The 20,501-nt window shown below is 56.0% G+C and carries 18 protein-coding genes and 1 pseudogene; 5 read left to right on the top strand and 14 right to left on the bottom strand.

Features of this window, described 5'->3' with window-relative positions; all coding sequences use genetic code 11:
* Window positions 1-4: 4 nt before the first annotated feature.
* The 4 genes from ACZ1HJ_RS18510 to folD all read left to right on the top strand — a co-directional run bounded on the left by ACZ1HJ_RS18510 (window position 5) and on the right by folD (window position 4,335).
* Window positions 5-781: a methyltransferase domain-containing protein gene (locus tag ACZ1HJ_RS18510; protein ID WP_472720101.1), complete on the top strand. Its 777-nt coding sequence runs from the start codon at window positions 5-7 to the stop codon at window positions 779-781.
* 100 nt (window positions 782-881) lie between these two features.
* Window positions 882-1,487 carry an MOSC domain-containing protein gene (locus tag ACZ1HJ_RS18505; RefSeq protein ID WP_472720100.1) on the top strand — a complete coding sequence of 202 codons (606 nt, stop codon included), beginning with the start codon at window positions 882-884 and terminating at the stop codon, window positions 1,485-1,487.
* A gap of 194 nt (window positions 1,488-1,681) precedes the next feature.
* The gene (locus ACZ1HJ_RS18500; protein WP_472720099.1) at window positions 1,682-3,358 is read left to right on the top strand and encodes a formate--tetrahydrofolate ligase; all 1,677 of its coding nucleotides are present in this window, start codon (window positions 1,682-1,684) and stop codon (window positions 3,356-3,358) included.
* A gap of 86 nt (window positions 3,359-3,444) precedes the next feature.
* Window positions 3,445-4,335 carry a bifunctional methylenetetrahydrofolate dehydrogenase/methenyltetrahydrofolate cyclohydrolase FolD gene (gene folD / locus ACZ1HJ_RS18495; protein ID WP_472720098.1) on the top strand — a complete coding sequence of 297 codons (891 nt, stop codon included), beginning with the start codon at window positions 3,445-3,447 and terminating at the stop codon, window positions 4,333-4,335.
* 57 nt (window positions 4,336-4,392) lie between these two features.
* Here the strand turns inward: folD and ACZ1HJ_RS18490 are convergent, their stop codons facing one another.
* Complete coding sequence (locus ACZ1HJ_RS18490; RefSeq protein WP_472722239.1) at window positions 4,393-4,815, bottom strand: PaaI family thioesterase; 423 nt, start codon at window positions 4,813-4,815, stop codon at window positions 4,393-4,395.
* 195 nt (window positions 4,816-5,010) lie between these two features.
* Here ACZ1HJ_RS18490 and ACZ1HJ_RS18485 point away from each other — a divergent pair, with 195 nt between their 5' ends.
* Window positions 5,011-5,754: a LytTR family DNA-binding domain-containing protein gene (locus ACZ1HJ_RS18485; RefSeq protein WP_472720097.1), complete on the top strand. Its 744-nt coding sequence runs from the start codon at window positions 5,011-5,013 to the stop codon at window positions 5,752-5,754.
* Here the strand turns inward: ACZ1HJ_RS18485 and pdeM are convergent.
* The 13 genes and pseudogenes from pdeM to cpaB form a co-directional block, all read right to left on the bottom strand.
* Window positions 5,751-6,422, bottom strand: a complete 672-nt coding sequence (gene pdeM, locus ACZ1HJ_RS18480) for a ligase-associated DNA damage response endonuclease PdeM (protein ID WP_472720096.1) — start codon at window positions 6,420-6,422, stop codon at window positions 5,751-5,753. The genes ACZ1HJ_RS18485 and pdeM overlap by 4 nt on opposite strands.
* Window positions 6,423-6,462: 40 nt before the next feature.
* Window positions 6,463-8,870 (bottom strand): annotated as a pseudogene (locus tag ACZ1HJ_RS18475) (ligase-associated DNA damage response DEXH box helicase).
* Between the two features lie 41 nt (window positions 8,871-8,911).
* Window positions 8,912-10,162, bottom strand: coding sequence for an ATPase (locus ACZ1HJ_RS18470; RefSeq protein WP_472720095.1), 1,251 nt, complete (start codon window positions 10,160-10,162; stop codon window positions 8,912-8,914).
* Between the two features lie 250 nt (window positions 10,163-10,412).
* Complete coding sequence (locus tag ACZ1HJ_RS18465) at window positions 10,413-10,784, bottom strand: prepilin peptidase (RefSeq protein ID WP_472720094.1); 372 nt, start codon at window positions 10,782-10,784, stop codon at window positions 10,413-10,415.
* 115 nt (window positions 10,785-10,899) lie between these two features.
* Complete coding sequence (locus ACZ1HJ_RS18460) at window positions 10,900-11,748, bottom strand: tetratricopeptide repeat protein (RefSeq protein WP_472720093.1); 849 nt, start codon at window positions 11,746-11,748, stop codon at window positions 10,900-10,902.
* Between the two features lie 30 nt (window positions 11,749-11,778).
* Window positions 11,779-12,327 (bottom strand): tetratricopeptide repeat protein, encoded by a 549-nt coding sequence (locus ACZ1HJ_RS18455; protein ID WP_472720092.1) that lies wholly within the window; start codon window positions 12,325-12,327, stop codon window positions 11,779-11,781.
* 15 nt (window positions 12,328-12,342) lie between these two features.
* Complete coding sequence (locus ACZ1HJ_RS18450) at window positions 12,343-13,329, bottom strand: type II secretion system F family protein (RefSeq protein WP_472720091.1); 987 nt, start codon at window positions 13,327-13,329, stop codon at window positions 12,343-12,345.
* A gap of 13 nt (window positions 13,330-13,342) precedes the next feature.
* Window positions 13,343-14,311: a type II secretion system F family protein gene (locus ACZ1HJ_RS18445; protein WP_472720090.1), complete on the bottom strand. Its 969-nt coding sequence runs from the start codon at window positions 14,309-14,311 to the stop codon at window positions 13,343-13,345.
* A gap of 5 nt (window positions 14,312-14,316) precedes the next feature.
* Window positions 14,317-15,768 carry a CpaF family protein gene (locus ACZ1HJ_RS18440; RefSeq protein ID WP_472720089.1) on the bottom strand — a complete coding sequence of 484 codons (1,452 nt, stop codon included), beginning with the start codon at window positions 15,766-15,768 and terminating at the stop codon, window positions 14,317-14,319.
* Between the two features lie 14 nt (window positions 15,769-15,782).
* On the bottom strand, window positions 15,783-17,021 hold the full coding sequence (locus ACZ1HJ_RS18435) for an AAA family ATPase (protein ID WP_472720088.1): 1,239 nt from the start codon (window positions 17,019-17,021) through the stop codon (window positions 15,783-15,785).
* Between the two features lie 268 nt (window positions 17,022-17,289).
* Window positions 17,290-17,946, bottom strand: a complete 657-nt coding sequence (locus tag ACZ1HJ_RS18430; RefSeq protein ID WP_472720087.1) for an OmpA family protein — start codon at window positions 17,944-17,946, stop codon at window positions 17,290-17,292.
* 17 nt (window positions 17,947-17,963) lie between these two features.
* Window positions 17,964-19,370, bottom strand: coding sequence for a type II and III secretion system protein family protein (locus ACZ1HJ_RS18425; protein WP_472720086.1), 1,407 nt, complete (start codon window positions 19,368-19,370; stop codon window positions 17,964-17,966).
* A gap of 195 nt (window positions 19,371-19,565) precedes the next feature.
* Window positions 19,566-20,432, bottom strand: a complete 867-nt coding sequence (gene cpaB, locus ACZ1HJ_RS18420; protein WP_472720085.1) for a Flp pilus assembly protein CpaB — start codon at window positions 20,430-20,432, stop codon at window positions 19,566-19,568.
* Between the last annotated feature and the right edge of the window lie 69 nt (window positions 20,433-20,501).

The raw sequence follows: 20,501 nt of genomic DNA, 5'->3' as shown, positions 1-20,501 counted from the left end.
TGGGATGACCCGAAACACGGATTGGAACCCGGGCGCCTATGCCCGGTTTCATGATTTGCGGCTGCGTCCGGGGCTGGACCTGTTGAATGCGGTTGGTCGCATGGGCGCTGGCGATGTGGTTGATCTGGGGTGCGGCAATGGTGCCTTGGGCGAAGCGCTCTCGGCCCGGGCGGCCGGGCGGCAGGTGGTGGGGGTCGATGCCTCACCCGCGATGCTGACCAAGGCGCGCCAGTCCAAGGGATATACCACGCTTCAACAGGCAGATATTCGCGATTGGCACCCCCGTACGGCACCCGGCTTGATCTTTTCGAACGCGGCGCTTCATTGGGTGGGCAATCATGAGCAGGTCTTGCCGCGTCTGGCGCGGATGTTGGGCAAAGGCGGCACGCTTGCCGTTCAGATGCCGCATCAGAACAAATCCCCTTCGCATCGTGTCTGGTTGAGCCTTGCAGAAGAACTGTACCCGGATCGGTTTGAGAAAATGGGCACGCCGGGCGTGATGGCGCCGGTGAAGTACGAAGAATTGCTCTCTCCATTGGGACAATTCAGGCTTTGGGAAACCGAGTATTTTCAACGCCTTGGCGCGGAGGCGGAAAGCCATCCCGTGCGCCGGTTTACGGAAAGCACCTATGCGCGGCCCATCCTTGAGGCGCTGAATGCAGAAGAAAAAGCTGACATGATCGCACGCTACGAAGAGGTCATGCATGCGGCCTATCCGGTGCGTCAGGATCGCTCGGTCTTGTTCCCGTTCCGCCGGATGTTCTTTACCCTGACGGTCTGATCCATCAGGCCCGGTGATACGTCGCGTACGGTTTTTCATTTGACCGTGAAGGGGCTTGGGTGAACAGTGCGCCTATCAGACCATTTTTGGAGGTTGCCCCATGCCCGCCCTGTTGCCAACTGAATATACCGCCAAAATCACCTGGTTAGGTCGGGTGGAGAAAGGGGGAGAGGGCATTCGTTCGGTCCCGCTTGAACAGGTTGAGGCCTCGTATGCGGGTGTCGACGGGGAAGTGCATGCGGGGCTGACGCGCCCATCCTGTGTGCGGGTCAAGGATCAGTACCCGGAAGGAACCGAGATCCGCAACGTGCGCCAATTCTCCATCGTGTCCGCCGAAGAAATGGACGCGATTGCGCGTGAGATTGGCGTTGAACACTTGGAGCCTGAATGGTTGGGGGCGTCCATCGTGATCGAGGGCATCCCGGATTTCAGCCACGTGCCACCCTCGTCGCGCTTGCAGAACGCGGACGGCACCGCGCTGGTGATCGATATGCAAAACCGCCCGTGTATCTATCCGGCCAAAGAGATTGAAAAAGACCGCCCCGGGCACGGCAAGGCATTCAAACCGGCAGCCAAGGGTCGCCGCGGTGTTACCGCATGGGTCGAACGCGAAGGCCCGTTGCGGGTGGGTGACACGCTGCGTCTGCACATCCCGGATCAACGGGTTTGGGCGATGTTTCAGAGCAGCTTGAAAGCGGCGGAGTAACGCTTCCCTCTACCGCGTTTTGCCTGTAATTTCTGGCTCATTGTGTTTCCTATGCGAAACAATTCTGCGGCGCATCGACGCAACAAGCGTTGGATGTGTCGGATTTGCGTTCGGTATACCGTGGAAGACTCGGTACACCCGCAGAGAACTTTACCGCGATACATAGGCCTCGGCTGCCCAAACAAGGATCCAAAATGAGCTACAAATCTGACATCGAGATTGCGCGCGAAGCACAAAAGAAACCGATCCAGGAGGTTGGCGACAAGCTGGGGATCCCCACCGAGCATCTGCTGCCCTACGGCCATGACAAAGCAAAGGTGAGCCAGGATTACATCAACTCGGTTCAGAAGAATAAAACCGGCAAACTGATCCTTGTAACGGCGATCAATCCGACGCCGGCGGGTGAGGGCAAAACAACCACGACCGTGGGTCTGGGGGATGGCCTGAACCGCATCGGCAAAAAAGCAATGATCTGTATCCGCGAGGCATCGCTTGGGCCAAACTTCGGTATGAAGGGCGGGGCCGCCGGGGGCGGATATGCGCAGGTTGTTCCGATGGAGGACATGAACCTTCATTTCACCGGCGACTTCCATGCCATTACGTCGGCACATTCGCTGCTGTCTGCTATGATCGACAACCACATCTACTGGGGCAATGAGCTTGAAATCGACGTGCGCCGGGTGCAGTGGCGCCGGGTTGTGGACATGAACGACCGCGCGCTGCGTCAGATCAACGTATCGCTTGGTGGCGTGGCCAATGGCTTCCCGCGCGAAGGGGGCTTTGACATCACCGTGGCGTCGGAGGTCATGGCGATCCTTTGTCTGGCCAAAGACTTAAAGGATCTGGAAAAACGTTTGGGTGATATGATCGTCGCGTACCGCCGTGACCGCAGCCCGGTTTTCTGTCGCGATATCAAGGCGGAAGGGGCGATGACTGTTCTGCTCAAGGACGCGATGCAGCCCAATCTGGTACAGACGCTGGAAAACAACCCGGCCTTTGTGCATGGCGGCCCGTTTGCCAATATCGCGCATGGCTGTAACTCGGTTACTGCAACGACAACGGCGCTGAAGATCGCCGACTACGTGGTAACGGAAGCCGGATTTGGTGCTGACCTTGGCGCTGAGAAATTCATGAACATCAAGTGCCGCAAGGCAGGTCTGGCGCCGGATTGTGTGGTGCTGGTGGCGACGGTGCGCGCAATGAAGATGAACGGCGGCGTGGCCAAGGCCGATCTGGGCGAAGAGAATGTGGATGCGGTCAAAAACGGCTGCTCCAACCTCGGTCGTCACATCGAAAACCTCAAAGGTTTTGGCGTGCCGGTCGTGGTTGCGGTCAACCATTTTGTCACCGACACCGATGCCGAAGTGCAGGCGGTTCGCGATTACGCCGAAGCTCAGGGATCGGAAGCGATTGTCTCGCGCCACTGGGAATTGGGCAGCGAAGGCTCCGCGGATCTGGCAAAACGCGTGGCCGAGATTGCCGATAGCGGCAAGTCGCAGTTTTCCCCCATTTACCCTGACAAAATGTCACTGTTCGAAAAGATCGAAACTGTGGCCAAGCGCATCTACCGCGCGGATGAAGTTCTGGCTGACAAGAAAATCCGTGATCAGTTGAAGCTGTGGGAAGATCAGGGATATGGCGACCTGCCGGTTTGTATGGCCAAGACGCAGTATAGCTTCTCGACAGATCCAAACCTGCGCGGCGCCCCGACGGGCCATTCCGTGCCGGTGCGTGAGGTGCGCCTGAGCGCGGGCGCCGGGTTTGTCGTGGTGGTCTGCGGTGAGATCATGACCATGCCTGGACTGCCACGGACACCTGCGGCGGAAAACATCCATCTCAATGATGGTGGCCAGATCGAAGGCTTGTTCTAAGGGAGCTGGCGGGGTGACGCTCGGGCCTTTGGGCCCATCACCCCACCCGCCATCCCGCAACGGTATGATTTGAAGAGGAAGATCGAATGTCGGCGCAACTTATTGATGGTAAAGCCTTTGCCGCAACAGTACGTGAAAAGGTAGCGGGCCATGTGACCCGTCTGAAGGAAGAAAACGGCATCACGCCCGGTCTGGCGGTGGTGCTGGTGGGCGAAGACCCGGCCAGCCAGGTCTACGTTCGCTCAAAGGGCAAGCAGACCGTCGAAGTGGGCATGAATTCGTTCGAGCATAAACTGGATGCGGACACGTCGGAGGCGGATTTGCTGGCCCTTGTGGATCAGCTGAACAACGATCCGGCGGTGCATGGCATCCTGGTGCAATTGCCGCTTCCCAAACATTTGAACGAGGATCTGGTGATCAATTCGATCAGCCCGGAAAAGGATGTCGACGGGTTCCACATTTCCAACGTGGGTTTGCTGGGCACGGGTCAGAAATCCATGGTGCCCTGCACGCCGCTTGGCAGCCTGATGATGCTGCGTGACCATCACGGGTCGCTCAGCGGGTTGGATGCCGTTGTGATCGGACGCTCGAACATCGTGGGCAAACCTATGGCGCAGCTTTTGCTGGGCGACAGCTGCACCGTTACGATTGCACATAGCCGAACCAAAGACTTGCCGGATGTCGTTCGACGTGCCGACATCGTGGTGGCCGCTGTGGGCCGTCCGGAAATGGTACCCGGGGATTGGATCAAGCCCGGCGCAACCGTGATCGATGTGGGCATCAACCGGATCGAGCGCGACGGCAAAAACGTATTGGTGGGTGACGTTGATTTTGCCAGTGCCAAGGAAGTTGCAGGTGCAATCACACCTGTGCCCGGTGGTGTTGGCCCGATGACCATCGCCTGTCTTTTGGCGAACACGGTCACGGCCTGTTGCCGTGCCAATGGTCTGGCGGAGCCCGAGGGGCTGACGGCCTGAACCAAAGAGGCGTTGCCGTGAAAGTTCGAGAGGCTCCGGAACTGTCCGGGGCCTTTTTTATGTGGTGCTGACGGGGATCATTGTGCCGGTGAGCAGGGCGATATGGGTCTCTTTGGCGTCTTCTACCGCATAGACATCGGCCTGCACGATCACCAAGCGGCGACCCGATTTGATGACCTTACCACGCGCTATGAGATGATCGCCCCGGGCGGGCGCCAACAGGTTGATTTTCATCTCGGTGGTCAGAACCTCGTGATCATCCGGCATGGTGGACAAGGCGGCATAGCCTGCCGCGCTGTCACCGATGGAAAACGTGAGGCCCGCATGGGCAAATCCGTGTTGCTGACGGCTGCCGGGCAAAATTGGCGCATGGATTTCGACGTGACCGGCACTAACTGTGCCCAGAGTAGCCCCAAGAGTTTGCATCAAAGACTGGGCGGAAAAACTCTGCTGAATGCGGTCGGAATTGCAGGGGGACATTTGGCTGGTGTTTCCCATTTTTTGGCAGGACGCCTTGATGCAGGATATCGGCAGTGGGCGTTTGTGTGAATAGTTGGTTAACAAGAAAAATACGTGGTATTACACGTTATAAGGGTGGAACAATTTGGTGGTATGTCTTTGAAAACAAGGATCAAGATTAGTTTTTCCGAGACGTTTCGGACATTTTTCTCTCCAATGACAATTTTCGCGTGGTCTACGTCCGTTATCGTTGCGGGCGTCGCCGGGCCATTTGGCACTCATGCGACGATGGAAGCGCCAATCCGGATGTTGTATTGGCTTATCGTGGTCAGTGCCGCGGTTGTCATCGGATATATCTTGCGCGCCGTTTTGCTGGCCATTGTCGGTACGGCACGCCCCGTGCTCTTCGACGGCGCAATGATCTTGGTCATGTCGGTTGTTTTTGGCCCCATGGTGTGGGTCTTTACCCGCGTTCTGCGTGGCGTACCGGTGACCGATGTGCCGTCCCTACCGGCGATAATGGGCTATGTTATGCTGTGCACGGCGGTCATCATTCTGGGTCGCCGGATTGCGCCGGGCTTCGAAGTCAAAGGATATGATTTTTTGCCCGAACCTGAGGTGCCAGGCATGCCAAAAACGTTGCAGCGTCCGCGGTTGTTGCGGCGTCTGTCGAAGGAGGTGCGTGGCGATATCCTGTGTTTGACGGCCAAGGATCATTTTGTGGATGTGGTGACAACCAGGGGCGTGGATACGCTCAGAATGCGTTTGACCGATGCGATTGATGAGATGGAACCGGTACATGGGTACTGCGTGCATCGGTCTCATTGGGTGGCGCATAGTGCGATTGAGCGGATTGAGCGCGAAAACGCACATAAAGTTTTTGTCGTCTTGTTGAATGGACAAAAGCTGCCTGCCAGCCGGAAATACCGCGTCAATCTGGAAGAGGCCGGATTGATCTAGCGACCGGGTCGGGGCAAGGGTACGGGCCGAGGTGTTGGGCCCGTCATGATGGCGATGGCGTCGTCGCCCATCAAGGTTTGCAGCACATCGTCACTGCTGCGTAATCCACCGGTATAAGTGCCAAACGCGGGCATGATCAGGCGATTTTGATCGACCAGAAAGGCCGGCCGGGTGATGGCACGACCCTTTGCGTGTAGCGTCACCTTTGGGTGATAATGCCCTGATATCTCGTACTTTCCTTCGCTCGATGCTATGTGGCGAAAGTTGAGGCGCTCAAGTGATTTTTCCACCACATGTGCGCCGCCCAGGTCAACAGGCCCTGGATCATGATTGCCTTCGATCCATATCCAGTTCCGGCCTGCCTGAAGGGACATGATCCATAGTTTGTCACTGTCAGAGAGGGCCTCTGCGGCAGCCCGGTCATCAAAACTGTCGCCCAGGCAGATCACGGTATCTGCACCTGTTGCGCGCAGGTCGGCCTCCAGGCGGGTCAGGGTATCTTGCGTTTCATAGGGTGGCAGCGTCGCGTGCCCCAAGCGGGCGCGCCGTTCGGATTTACCCAAGTGAAGATCAGAGACGCAGAGCAGGTTCTGCGCGGCCCAATACAGCGCGCCTGACCCTAACGCCGTTATCTCAGCGCCGCCAAAAGTGAAATCACATCCGTTCATGTTACGTTCTTTTCGCGGGTTGGCGATGATTTGGCAAGTGTCAGTTTGTCAGTCCGGCGGCGGCCATCAAACGTTCCGTTTCTTCCTGCAACAGCCGCTCCTGTGCCGCACCGTCCACGGGGGTGCGCCCGGCCTCCAGAAAGAGTGGCGCGGCCAGAGGCGTGACACGGGGCAGGCGGCGCAGATCGATGCGCCCTTCGACCCGGGAGACCAACTCTTCGATCCGGCCAAAGTCAATCAACCCGCGCATGGCCTCTTCGCGGGTGATGTCCAGCAGTAGATGCTCGGGGTCGTATTTGACCAGCGTATCGTAGAGAATATCGGAGGAAAACGTCGCCTGACGCCCCGATTTGCGCGCCTGCGGGCTGTTGCGCGTGATCAACCCGGCGATGGTGGCTGAGGCTCGAAAGGTGCGTTTCATCACGGCGTTTCCGGTCAACCAGCTGTCCAATCCGGCCCGCAATGCATCACGTGTCAGCAAGGATGTCGCATCCGTCAAAGGCTCCAAACCCCAAATCAGGGTTGCGTAGTCGGTCGAGACAAACCCGAGCGGGTCCAGGCGCAATTCTTCCATGCGTTTGGACAGGATAAGGCCCAGGGTTTGTTGTGCGTTTCGACCGGCAAACCCGTAGATTGCCACATGTTCGCGGCCATCATGCGGAAAACTCTCTATCAAGAGACGCCCGGCTTCGGGCAATTGCGACATCTCGCGCTGCAAGTGCAACCAGCTGCGCGTGTGATCCGGCAATTGGGGCCAGTCATCCTGTGCGAACAGGCGCAAAATCCGGTGGCTCAACTGGGTTGAGGTTGCAAATTTCGTGCCCGAAAACACCGCCACCTTTGGTTTTCGTCCCTTGTCGCGGCTGACCTCAACTGTCATCTCGCGGAGACCTTCATAGCGCACGATTTGACCGCCGATCAGGAAGGTGTCGCCTGCGGTCAAAGATGCGGCAAAACCCTCTTCAACCTCGCCCAGAGGTTTGCCTCCTCGGGCGCGTTTCATGCGCACCTTAAGCTTGTCGCTGTCCTGAATGGTGCCGATATTCATGCGGATCAGCCGATCTGCACGGGGATCGCGCAATTGCCAACACCCATCTGGGCGTTGCAACAACCGCTGCCATTGATCATACGCGCGCAAAGCATATCCGCCGGTTGCACAAAATGTCAGGCACTCATCAAAGGCAGCGCGGGTCAATCCGGCATAAGCGCCGGCTGTGATCACTTCGGCAAAAAGCTCATCCGCGTCAAACGGCCCGGCGCAGGCCCGGATCAGAATGTGTTGGCACAGCACGTCGCGGGGGCCAGGGCCGCGGGGGTCACCGTCCAGATCATGTTCCTTAACAGCGGCAAGTGCGGCGTGGCATTCGACGACTTCGAAACGGTTTGCCGGGACAAGCAGCGCCTTTGACGGCGCGTTGTAGCGGTGATTTGCCCGCCCGATCCGTTGCACCAGGCGTTTGACGTTTTTGGGTGCACCTACCTGAATGACCAGGTCAACATCCCCCCAGTCAATGCCCAGATCGAGACTTCCCGTACATACGATTGCCCGCAATTCGCCCCGCTGCATGGCGGCTTCAACCCGCTCACGCTGTTTGCGATCGAGGCTTCCGTGGTGGATCCCGATGGGCAGTCCGTCGGCATTTTCAAGCCAGAGATTATGAAAGAAAATTTCGGCCTGGGCGCGTGTGTTGTGAAAAATCAATGTGGTGTTGTGCTGATGGATTTGTTCCATCACGGCCGGGATTGCATAGGCTGCGCCGCCCCCGGACCAGGGGGCGGATCCGGGGTGTGCAACATGGAAATATCCGGCTCGGGCCCCGGATCCGCCATCAGGATGTCGCACGGGTCCGGATGCCGGGCCAAATACGCGGCTATGGCGTTTGGATCCTCTACTGTGGCGGACAAACCGACGCGGCACAGGTTTGGGCAGATTGCGTTTAACCGGCTGAGCGCCAGCATCAACTGGTCGCCGCGCTTGGAGTCTGCCAAGGCGTGGATTTCATCAACAACCACGCGTTTTAGCCCGCGAAACATGCGTGGTGCATCCTCGTAAGACGTTAATAATGCTAAGCTTTCCGGTGTTGTCAGCAAAATATGCGGTGGGTCGGCCCGCTGACGTTTCTTGCGGCTGGCGGGCGTGTCACCGGTTCGATCTTCGATCCGAACCGGCAAAGACATTTCCTCAACAGGTGTTCGCAGATTGCGTTTTATATCCGCGGCGAGCGCTTTGAGGGGAGAGATGTAAAGGGTGTGCAACCCTTCATGATCTTGTGAGGCAAGGTCCACCAGCGTGGGCAAAAATCCGGCGAGGGTTTTACCGCCGCCCGTTGGCGCGATGAGCAAAAGCGCTGGCTCATGCGCGCGATCCAACATTTCCAATTGGTGCGGATGGACTGACCAACCACGATTTTTAAACCAGTTTTTAAAAGTGGAAGGTAGTCGTGACATGCCGGCAGGTTAGGCCGCCGGCATGTCGAAGGAAAGCCACCTTAGTGGTCGATTTTTTCCTGTTTGACGAACATGTTCGCCCAGGCGCGATCAATCAGATCGGGGGTCATTTGATACGGTATCCCCTCGAAATCACAGATCGAGATCATCTGGTCGATCAGGAAGATCGGCTGATAGTTCGCATAGACATTTTCGATGGTCGGATACTTTTTCTTCAGAAGATGCACGAGAGCGGTCTCATCCAATGGCATTTTGCGTTTGCGCGCGACCATCGCAAAGATTTTCAGGAAATCTTCCTGATTGGGACCATCGATTTTGATTTTGAAGAAAATCCGGCGCAGAGCCGCGTTATCGAAGATTTCGTTCGGGTGGAAGTTGGTTGAGAAAATAACCAGCGTGTCGAAGGGAACTTCGAACTTTTCACCTGATTGCAGCGCCAAGATATCTTTGGATTCTTCCAATGGAACAATCCAGCGGTTCACCAGTGCCTGTGGTGGTTCAGCCTGACGACCAAGGTCATCCACGATGAAGATACCACCGGTCGACTTCAACTGGAGCGGCGCCTGGTAGGTGCGCGCCGTCGGGTTGTAGACCAGATCCAGCATGTTGAGGCTGAGTTCACCACCTGTGATCACTGTTGGGCGTTCGCACCGCACATACCGGGCATCAAACGTACGGATCCGTCGCAATGAATTGGGATCGTCTGCTTCCTGTTCGGCTTTCGAATGCACGATCGGGTCATAGACGGTGATCACCTGACCGGAATATTCAATGGCGCGTGGGACATAGATCTTGTCCCCCATTGCGTCCCGTATCCCATTGGAAATACTGGATTTACCGTTACCCGGAGGGCCATACATCAGGATCGACCGACCCGCACCGACAGCGGGTCCAAGGTGATCGAGCAATTCATTTGGCAGGATCAGATGACCCATCGCATTCGTCAGCTGGTCACGGGTGATCTGAATGTTGCGGATCGATTGGCGTTTGACCTGTTCGCGGTAAACGTCGAGCGGTACGGGCATGGCGCCAAAATATTCTGACTGTGCCAGAGCATCCAATGCGCGGGCTTTGCCGGCATCTGTCAATTGGTATCCCATTTCGTTGCCGCTTGTCGCGCTCAGCGTACCGGTTGCTTCCAGCAATTTTTGGGCGCGGGCTTGATCCACCAATTCTTGGGTCACGGCGCGCGGCAAGCAAATGGCGGTGGCCAATTCCGATACAAGATCGATGTTCTTGCGAAACATCGTTTTGATCAGAATGTCGCGCATCATCACGATGGGCAGCCGCATATCCTCAAGACTGACAGGAGGGGGGCGGCTGAACGCCTGGCGTTACTTGCATGTTCATGTTTTTTGACCCGCAATTTGGTTACATGACTGTTGCGCGCACATTTTGCACGCGCTTTTGAAGGATTATGCAGGTGAAAGGTGCAGAAATTGTGGAGAGGATGCGGCAGGGTCAGGCCGATTTTTGCTGAAAAATTTAGGAATTTCCGCGCAATAGGCTATGCACCGTGTAAAACGCCTAACCCCAGATAGATCACCAATGTTGCGCCCAGTGAAAAGCCCATTGGGTATTTTTTCTCGCGTGTCCAACTGACCCAGTCCGGAGCCAGGTTGCGAAGGGGGTATGCTTGGCAATTCTGTGGGTGACGTAGCCCGCAAACATTGTGGCGCAGAGGATAAGCGTCAGCAACACGATGTCACCGGGATCAATGAAAGGTGCTGCGGCTGCCATGAACTTTGCGTCGCCAGCACCCAGCAGACCCGCGGCATTCACCAAAATGCCGATCAACAGAACAATGACCATGGTCGCCAGCCGCCAGGGGTATTCTTCGAAGGGCAGGGCGATAAATCCGATGACGACAAAGATCGCAGCAAGTGCCAGAACGGCCTTGTTCCTGATCAACATCAGACTGAGGTCGCTCCAGGCGACCCAAATGCAAATTGGAAGGGCAAACGGCAGAAACCATAAAGCTTCTGCCGATGTGATGTGGAGCGACATTGGTGTTTACCGGATCAGGAGATCAGGACTCTTCCAGCGCACGAAGGCTGCGCACGGCGGCTTCGAAATGCTGGGGGTGGGTGTCAATCGCATCGCGCAACAGCCCTTTGCCGATCGACGTATCACCGCGTTTTACAGCGGACAAACCCAATGTATAGAGCAATTGAGCGCGTTCGATCTGCGTGGTGTTGATCACGGGAAGTGCATATTTTCCTTGCGCACCGCGAGCCAAAATCAGGTTGTTTTTGGCGGTAAAGAGCGAGTTGTCCTGGCGGATAGCATCACCAAACAAACGTTCAGCGGCGGGGAAATCACCACGGGTCAGTTTTGAGTACCCCCAGTTGTTCATCACACCTGCGGGGCGCGTGGTCAGGCCAACAGCGGTTTCGTAAAAGCTGTCCGCTTTCTTCCACTCCTGATTGCTGTCGGCAATCATGGCTTCCAGACGGTAGCGTTTGAACGTCTCAAACGTTGGCGGGATTTGATCCAGAACGGCGTCGGCCTCGTCCCATTCATTGTTGCGGATCAGCGCGTCAGCGTAATCAACTTTGTCTTCGTCCGTCACTTTTTCGTGCTCAACGACCTTTTTCCAGGCGGAAACACCTTCTGTGTTGCGCTTGGCTCGGACCAGTGATTTTGCCAGTCCGCGCTGCAGATCGATCCGATCAGGTGTCTGCGCGGTTGCCCGTTGGAAATACGAAACCGCCTCATTGGGGTCGCCCGCATTCAGAATGACGTCGTTCAGGTTGCTTTCGTCGATCACATTCACGTCTTGAAACGCTCGGTCAACGTCCTGGGTGGATTTTTGGTCACAGGCTGCCAGAGCAATTGTGCCTGTCACACATAAAGATAGGAAAATAGGATGGCGCATTTTTGCGTCCTTTTACTGCCTCGGCCTCGTTCATGGTTTCGTTCGGATCAGGAAATCTCCACTGCCCCGACGTACCAATTTATAATCTTGTTCTTGCCCGTCATCATACTCGGGATCTTCCGATTTTGCGAGCGCTAAGCGCAAATTATCACGAATTGAGTCACTTTCGCCATTGTCGAGTGCAAATGCCCGGCGAAAAAACTGTTCGGCTTCGGCATTTTTGCCCTTTTCGATCAAAACAACCCCCAGATTGTTCCAGATTTCGGGGGATTTTTCGTCGAGTTCCAAGGCCTGACGAAGCAGCGTTTCTGCCTGATCGAGGCGTCCAAGGCCCAAATTGGCGGTTCCAAGACCTGCCAAAACGTCAGATGTCATGCCTTCTTCGAGTGCGGCGCGTGAAAACGCATCTATGGCGAGGTCATATTCCCCGGCGGTCATCAGACGGTTCCCGACGACAATGCCGTCAACCGCCTGGCCGTTTTTCTTTATGCCGGGCGCGTAAGGGTCGTCAGGCGCGCGACCCTCGCTGCAGGCAGCAAGGGTCACCAAAATTACCAGAAGCGCCCCCGCGTGCCTCATGAAACCTCAATAGTCTTAGTTCACGCCCATCTCGAACAGCTTCAAGATGCCCAGAACGGACGGGCCAACCAGGATGATCAGCAATGGGGGAACTGTAAGCATCATCGTGGCCAATGTCATCTTGGTCGGCAGCTTGTTGGCTTTTTCTTCGGCGCGCATGACACGTTTGTCACGCATTTCACCCGCATAGACGCGCAGCGCATCCGCAACCGACGTACCGAAGGTTTGTGATTGCACAAGAACGGTCACAAAACTCGAAATATCCTGAACGCCGCAGCGCTCTGCCATCTCGTTGAGAACCGATGGTTTATCGCGACCGGCCTTGATCTGATGCGACACGATTTCGAACTCTTCGGCCAGCGCAGGGTAGGACGCCCGAATTTCACTTGCCACGCGGATGATCGATTGGTCCATGGATTGACCGGCCTCAACGCAGACCAGCATCATGTCGAGCGAGTCCGGAAAACCATCGGTGATTTCTTCTTTGCGTTTTTCAAGCCGCTTGGTGACCCAATATTTGGGCATCATATAACCCGCGGCACCCGGGCCGAGAATGTAGAGCAGCATTTGCTGCGTGGTGGAATCGCCACCCGCTTTGAAGAGCAGGAAGTAGAGAACCCCCAAGATCAGAAAGCCAATCCCAAGCGCCATCTGTGAAAAGTGGAAATACCGAACGGCGTCGCGATGACGATATCCCGCCTGGACCAGCGTTAGCTTGATCTGGGAAAACGCTTTGGCATCCTGCGGCTCAAGGAAACTGGCATATTTGTCCAGTTTCTCATTGCGGCCACCTGTGCGCAGACGTTTTTTCTTGTCGGGTGTTTCAACAACGCCGGAACGTGAGGCTTTCTTGAGTTTTTCAAGCGGATCCTGACGTTGCTTGAGAAAAATCGGGATCGTCAGCAAGATCATCAATACGCCAAGCGTACCTACCGCGATCAGCGGACCAAAAGGGCCTAACGCGCCCGTCAGCACATCCATAATCTGAGCCGTAAATTTCATAACTCGTTCCTTCTCAGACCTTGATGTTCACAAGGGCACGCATAACGATAAGATTTAGAACCAAAAAGGCGCCAACGGCCAAACAGGCGGGGATGAAATAAGGATGTTCCATCGCCTCGTCATAGTAGCCGGGCTTCAGCAACTGAATGCCGATCAGGGCCAGAATGGGGAAACCGGACAGGAACTTGCCTGACCATTTCGCCTCTGCCGTGATGGCCTTCACGCGGCGGAACAGACGGAAACGCGCCCGGATCACCTTGGCCAGGCCAGACAGGATTTCAGCAAGGTTACCACCTGATTGCTGTTGGATGGTCACCGCAACGGCAAGGAACCGCATGTCCTGCATGTCCAGCCGTTCTGCCATGTCTTTCAGCGCTTCACTGATGTCACGACCATAGGCCGCTTCGTCCGACAGAACGCCAAATTCGGTGCCCAGTGGGTCCTGGACTTCGTTCGAAACAATCTGAATGGCCGAGGTGAACGGATGACCCACTTTCAAGGACCGAACCATCAGCTCGATCGCATCGGGAAGCTGCTCTTCCAGCATCGCCATGCGCTTGCCGGCTTTCATGTTGATCCAGGTGAAAACACCACCCACGCCCATCGCTGCAGAAACCACAACGCGCACGGGCAGGGACGTCGATGTTCCGACCGACAGGCCAAGGAACGCCAAAATACTGACGCCGACCATCAACATGATCAGCTGTTTCGGGGTAAAGGCAATCGCCGCTTTTTGTGCTTTGTTGGACAGGATCGAATAGAGCGGAATACGACGCGCCTTGAGGTGCTGTTGCATCTCTTTGCGCAGGGTTTCCATGACCTCTTCGCGGTTGCCGGACTTGTCCAGCATGTCCAGACGGCGATTGACCCGGTTGTTCAGGCTGATCGAGCGACCGAAAACGGTAAGGTACAGACCTTCGACCAGGACGAGAACGCCGACGAAGATCAGACCATAAATAATTGGTTCTGCACTGATGGTCATAATGGTTACTCCGCGGCGATGGGTTCAAAGATGCTCGGTGGCAGATCGTACCCCCACAAGCGGAAACGTTCGGTAAAGTTGGAACGCACACCTGTACCGGTAAAATGGCCGATAATTTTGTTTTCGGATGTCAGGCCGACGCGTTGGAAACGGAAAATCTCCTGCATCGAAATGACTTCGCCTTCCATCCCGGTCACTTCCGTGATCGAGGTCATGCGACGGGAACCGTCCTGCAGACGACTGGCCTGCACAATCAGGTTCACCGCTGACGAAATCTGGGAGCGTACCGCCTTGAGAGGCATTTCGATCCCGGCCATCGCAACCATGTTTTCCAGACGGCTGACACCATCGCGCGGGTTGTTGGCGTGAATTGTTGTCATCGACCCATCGTGGCCGGTGTTCATGGCCTGCAACATGTCGATCACTTCTTCGCCGCGCGTCTCCCCCACGATGATGCGGTCCGGACGCATCCGAAGAGCGTTTTTCAAACAATCGCGCGGGCTGACTTCGCCCTTGCCTTCCACGTTTGGCGGACGGCTTTCCATCCGGCCAACATGGATCTGCTGGAGTTGAAGTTCCGCCGTATCCTCGATTGTCAGGATGCGTTCATCGTTGTCAATGAAGCTTGAAAGCGCGTTGAGCGTGGTCGTTTTACCGGAACCGGTACCGCCAGAAACGATAACATTCAGGCGTGTAGCAACCGCGGCCTGCAAATAGGCGGCCATTTCCTCGGAAAAAGCGCCAAATTTTACCAGGTCATCAATGCCCAGCTTGTCTTTTTTGAATTTCCGGATGGAAACCAGGCTGCCATCCACCGCAATTGGCGGCACCATGGCGTTGAAACGTGAGCCATCCTGCAAACGGGCATCCACATACGGGTTGGATTCATCAACCCGCCGACCCACGGCCGAAACGATCTTATCGATGATCCGCAGTAAGTGTTTTTCATCCTTGAACGTGACGTCGCTCAATTCCAGTTTACCGGCGCGTTCCACAAAAATCTGCTGTGGGCCATTGACCAGAATATCGTTGACGGTGTCGTCTTTGAGCAAGGTTTCGAGCGGGCCAAGGCCGCGTACCTCGTCATAAAGTTCTTGGGTCAGCGTCGCACGATCATCGCGGTTCAGAACGATGCTTTGCTCTTCCAAAACCTCACCGGCGATCGAGCTGATCTCAGCACGCAGGTCCGCCTCGGTTGCGGTATCAAGTGCTGCAAGGTTGAGGTTGTCCAGAAGCGACCGGTGCAGATCCAGCTTCAGTTCTGCCATACGCTCCTTGCGTTTGAGCTCTTTGTCTTTTGGTGCGGCTTTGGCCGGGGTCACCTCAACTGGGCGGCGCAGACTTTGGGCCTGCTCCTGCTCGACCGGCTTGGTCGCGACCTCTGGCTTGGGCGCTTCAGCGGCCTTCGCATCGGGTTTGGCAGCACCGGCTGCCGGTTTTTTGTAACGTGAGAACATTATAAATTACCTTTTTACGCGGCTTCCGCTTCGCTTTTTCCGAGTTCGTGTAGAGAAGCGGCCAGTTTTGCGATTTCTTTGCGCAGCGGGTTCTTGGCCGCAGATGTTGCCAGTGGGATGCCGTGATCTGCGCTTTGGCACACAGGGCGACCGCCATCAGGCAAGTGCACTTCGATCCCGATCTCGAGGCTCTCCGCCATGCGCTTGACGCGTGACTTGCCATTCAGATCAGTGAATTTGGGGGCCCGGTTGATGCAAAACCGCAGTTTCTCAAGCGGCAATTCTTCTGCCTTGAGAGCGCGCTTCAGACGCAGAACGTTCTGTGCCGAGCGCATATCCAGCTCCAGATTGGCAAAGTAGATCTGCGACGCGGTCAAAACCGTTTCTGTCCACTGCACCAAAGTTGAGGGCATATCGATGATCACGTAGTCGAACTTGCTGCGCGCCAGATCGATCACGCGGTTCACATCTTCGGGTGTGATCATGTCGAGCGGCAACATATCCGCCGGTGACGTGAGTACCCACATCTGTTCTTCAAACGGTACGAGTGCCTGCTTGAGAATGTCCTCATCCAGCGATTCAGTATCCGTCCACATTTCGTAGACAACGTCGCGCCGGGGCAAATCTAGATATGTAGAAATTGATCCAAATTGCAGATCCATGTCGATCAGGCAGACGCGCGGCGAATCGGTTTTAGCAACGGTGGCCAGTTCCCAGGCGAGGTTCACCGCAAGGGTGGTTGATCCGGTTCCGCCAGCCATGCCATGCACGGCCAGAACCACGCCGTCGCTTTCGGGGCCCGACGCCGCGAAAGGCGTATGTTCGGGCTGCACCGCAACGGGTTCGGGTTTTTGCAGCCGTTCGATGGCGGCCTGTAATTCGTTTTCCGGGAGCGGGTAGGGGACAAATTCATCCGCGCCCTGACGCAACAATTGGTGCAGGGCGGCCGGGCTGACATCTTCGGCGATCAGGATGACTTTGATCTTGCGTGCTTTGGCCAATGCAATGACTTCGCCCAACATAACAAGGTCTTCTTCGTCCGTTTCGTCCACGGCAACCGCGACAAATTCCAGGGCTTCCGCCTCGGGTTGGTTGAAGAAGGCGAGGGCTTCGGAAAATCCAAGATCTCCCCAGGCTTCCCCAAGGGCGGCTTCCATGTCTTCGATCAGCAGATCAAAGTTCTGAACGTCACGGCTTATCGTGCAGGCCACAATGGGGCTTGCATCCGGTTGTTTTATTGCGCTGCTCGTCATCGTACCAAAAGTCCTATTCCTGTAAGCGCTGTGCGGTCATGAAATCGGTATTTTGTCCAATATTTCTCACCGATTTCTCCATCACAGCAGCCCCTATATCCACGGGGAACGCAGTTGCGTTGTACAGAGACTGACTTAAAATCTAGGCAACATTTGGGCCAAAAGATCGTAATTGTGCGGTTATGGGATACAAAAAAACCCGCCAACCGGCGGGTTTTTAGGTGGCTCGGCAGGTGCCGAGCAGGGAGATTTCGCTATCTCGTGACCGTTATTCAGCCACCACCGAGTCGTCCTCGGAGATAATTGAAAGGTCTGACGCGGGTTTCGCGCTTTCGACATATTCGCGGTAAACCACCTGGGCGTATTTGCCGTCCATCACGATAGGATGGGTGCCAACGAAGCCCGATACATCCGTCACGGTGCGGCGGTTGCGGCGTTCACGGCCCTTGGTCACGATCAATGGCTGGGTTTCCCCAAGCGATACGACCGCTTCCAGACGTTTCCGGCTGATGCCTTGCGTTGACAGGTAGCTGACAACCGCACGGGCGCGGCGCATGCCAAGCCGTTTGTTATACGCGTTCGATCCGACCGCATCCGTGTGCCCGTAGACGCGGAAGCGCACTTCGGGGAATTGACGGATCCACTTGGCCTGTTCGCGCAGGGTGGTTTGTGCTGTTGCGTCCAACTGAGCCGAGTTGAAGGCGAAGTTGACGGTGCTCAGCACTTCGTTCGAGAACCGGTTTGACAGGTTTTCAACGTAGCTTTGCTGACCTGTCATCACCAGATGGTTCTGCATATTGGCGTTGCCGAAATTGCCACCATCTATCACCGAGCCCGCTTCAGAGAAGTACGACTTATATACCTGAGCTTGTTTCGAGCAGGCGGAGATTGCGAGAATTCCTGCGATTGCGAGAAGATGTTTCATGTGCCCCTGCCTTTCCCTTAGTCCATCACGTAGCCGTACGAGCCGCTAAAGTCTTGCTTAGCTACCTCGCCAGCTGCGCCACGTTTGTTGACGTCTTTGGCCACCCGTCCGTTCAGGAAAAGATCCTTCTCGGTTGGCAGTTTGACCCGGTCCGTTGGCAGGGCATATGCCTCGCCGCGGGTCGGAGACACCAAATGTGCAGTTACAATAATGACCAGCTCTGTTTGCGAACGCTGATAATCGGCGCTGCGGAAGAGCGTGCCCAGGATTGGCACATCGCCCAGCCATGGAACCTGCGCGTTGTTATCGCGGAAGTCGTCCTGCAAGAGGCCGGCAATCGCGAAGCTTTGACCGTCGCGCATTGATACGGTGGTCGATGTATCGCGGCGGCGGAAGGCTGGAAGCTCGATATTGTTGAGCACGACGCTGTTGGTGGTGTCGATTGATGACACCGCAGCGGCCAGTTCGAGGTTGATGATGCCGTCATCGACAACCCGGGGGACGAAGTTCAATTCGACACCAAAGGGTTTGAAATCAACGGTGATACCGTCATCGCCTTCATCCACAGGGATCGGGAACTCGCCACCGGCCAGGAATTTCGCTTCCTGCCCGGAAAGAGCGGTCAGGTTCGGTTCGGCCAATGTGCGAACAATCCCTTTGCTTTCCATGGCTTCCAGGAGGATGCCAAGCTGGACGTCGCCGAGGCTGATGCCGAAGTTAACCGCGCCAACAGTGCCCGGTGTAACGGTGATTGGTGTGCCAATCCCGTTGCCTGCGTCCAGGAATGTGCCTGTTTCGCCACCGATTGTGACATCACCCGATGGCGAGTTGATCGCGACGGATGAGCTCAGTGATTTTGAAGCGCTGCGCTGCATTTCTGCAAAGCGAACTTTGAGCATGACCTGTTGTTGGCCGGAAACGACCATCAGGTTGGACACGCGCTCTGGCGCATAGCGTTCTGCCAGATCAAGGGCGCGTTGCAGTCTTGCGATGCTCGACACGCTGCCCGACAAAACGATGCCGTCATTGGCCGAGCGTACTTCGATCCGTTCGTTTGGAAGGATCTGACGCAGGCGTTCCTTGAACTCGGAAACATCCGGGGTGACATGCACCTCGACATTTGTGATCAACCGGCCTGTTGCGTCCAGAAGCGTCAGTGTTGTGCGCCCCGGCGTTTTGCCAAGCACGTAGATCGTCCGATCTGACAATGTAGAAAAGTCAGCGATCGACGGGTTGGCGATGCTGAGTTCCGCAAATGGCGTTTCACTCTCAACCACAACGGCGCGGTTCATTGCGACGTTTAGATCACGACCCGCGCCCTTTCTTAAAACTTGTATGTCATCTGCCTTAACGACAGTGGTCATTGGCGAAACAGCCAAAGCCAGGCCCAATAGGGCCGTTTTGTAGAAACCTAGATATTTCATGTGACCTGCCTTTCCGATCACGCCTCAATTTAGGGTCTTAACGCCCTGGATTGCATGCACTGTGCGGCAGATCGAAAATTTTTTCAAGAATCAAAGGGTTTGCGGCCGACTTTATTGTGGCATGCGTGCAATAGTTTCCAAAATGCAACGGGGCGCCGATTGCTCGACGCCCCGGAGTTTTCATGTGTTGGGTCTTCAGGTGCAGGGGATAGGTGATACAATTGTCTCACCACCGCGCCGCGTTTTGATCGTGCAAATCTGTGCTTCGGGCACAACTTCGGCCACGGGGGCCTCGGTCAGGCCAAGCAGGCTGCGTTGATCAACCTCGATGGCTTCGGCGATCGTATCGTCACCGGCACCCACCAAGGACAGCGCCAAACGACCTGTTGTTTGTGCCTGTGCCAAGGCGGCAACCTGTTGCGGGCGCACGGCGACAGTGACGGTGCGCGCAATGATCGCGCCGGTCGTGTCACCATCGGCGACCTGATCCACGGCAATCAGTTTTACGGCGGTTTCGATCAGCTTGGTGACCTTACCTGTGGAATTGCCTTCGGTGCGTTCGCCTTTACTACCGATATTGCCGGTCCAATACACGTCCACATGGTCGCCCGGGCGCAAGAAGCCCGACACACCGCTGGAGACGTCCACTTTGATGGCGAAAGCCCGCATGCCACGCTCAAGTTGCGAGGTCAGACCGGCATCTTCGCCAGGACCTGTGACTTTCACTTGAAGAATGGCTTCGTTAACTTCCATGGCGCGCAGCACGACACGTGGCTCATCATCCCCTTCCGGGAAGAGTTCCTCGACCGTTGCAAACGTGCCTTCGGGCAGCGAATCTTTTGGGAAGCTTACCAGTTTCACACTGTCCTGCTTCAAAGGTTCACCGTATTTCAATGGCTTTTCGGCGACGTAAATGTCGACCGTTTCGATGACCGGCGCACGTTGGGCGCGTTCATTCGCAAGTTGAGTTTGATAGCCCTGAATGTAGCCTTTGGCCATGTACACGGCAAAACCGGCCAGCCCGAGACCCACAATCAGTACAAGTCCAAAAACCAATCGCATGGATGAGTCCTTTCAAGGTTACTGCTTAGTCGCGATACGCAAAGGTATCCGCATAAAGTTTCTTATTGC

Source organism: Roseovarius sp. JB2-10 (assembly GCF_055693585.1).
This window is presented reverse-complemented; position numbering and strand designations above follow the sequence as displayed.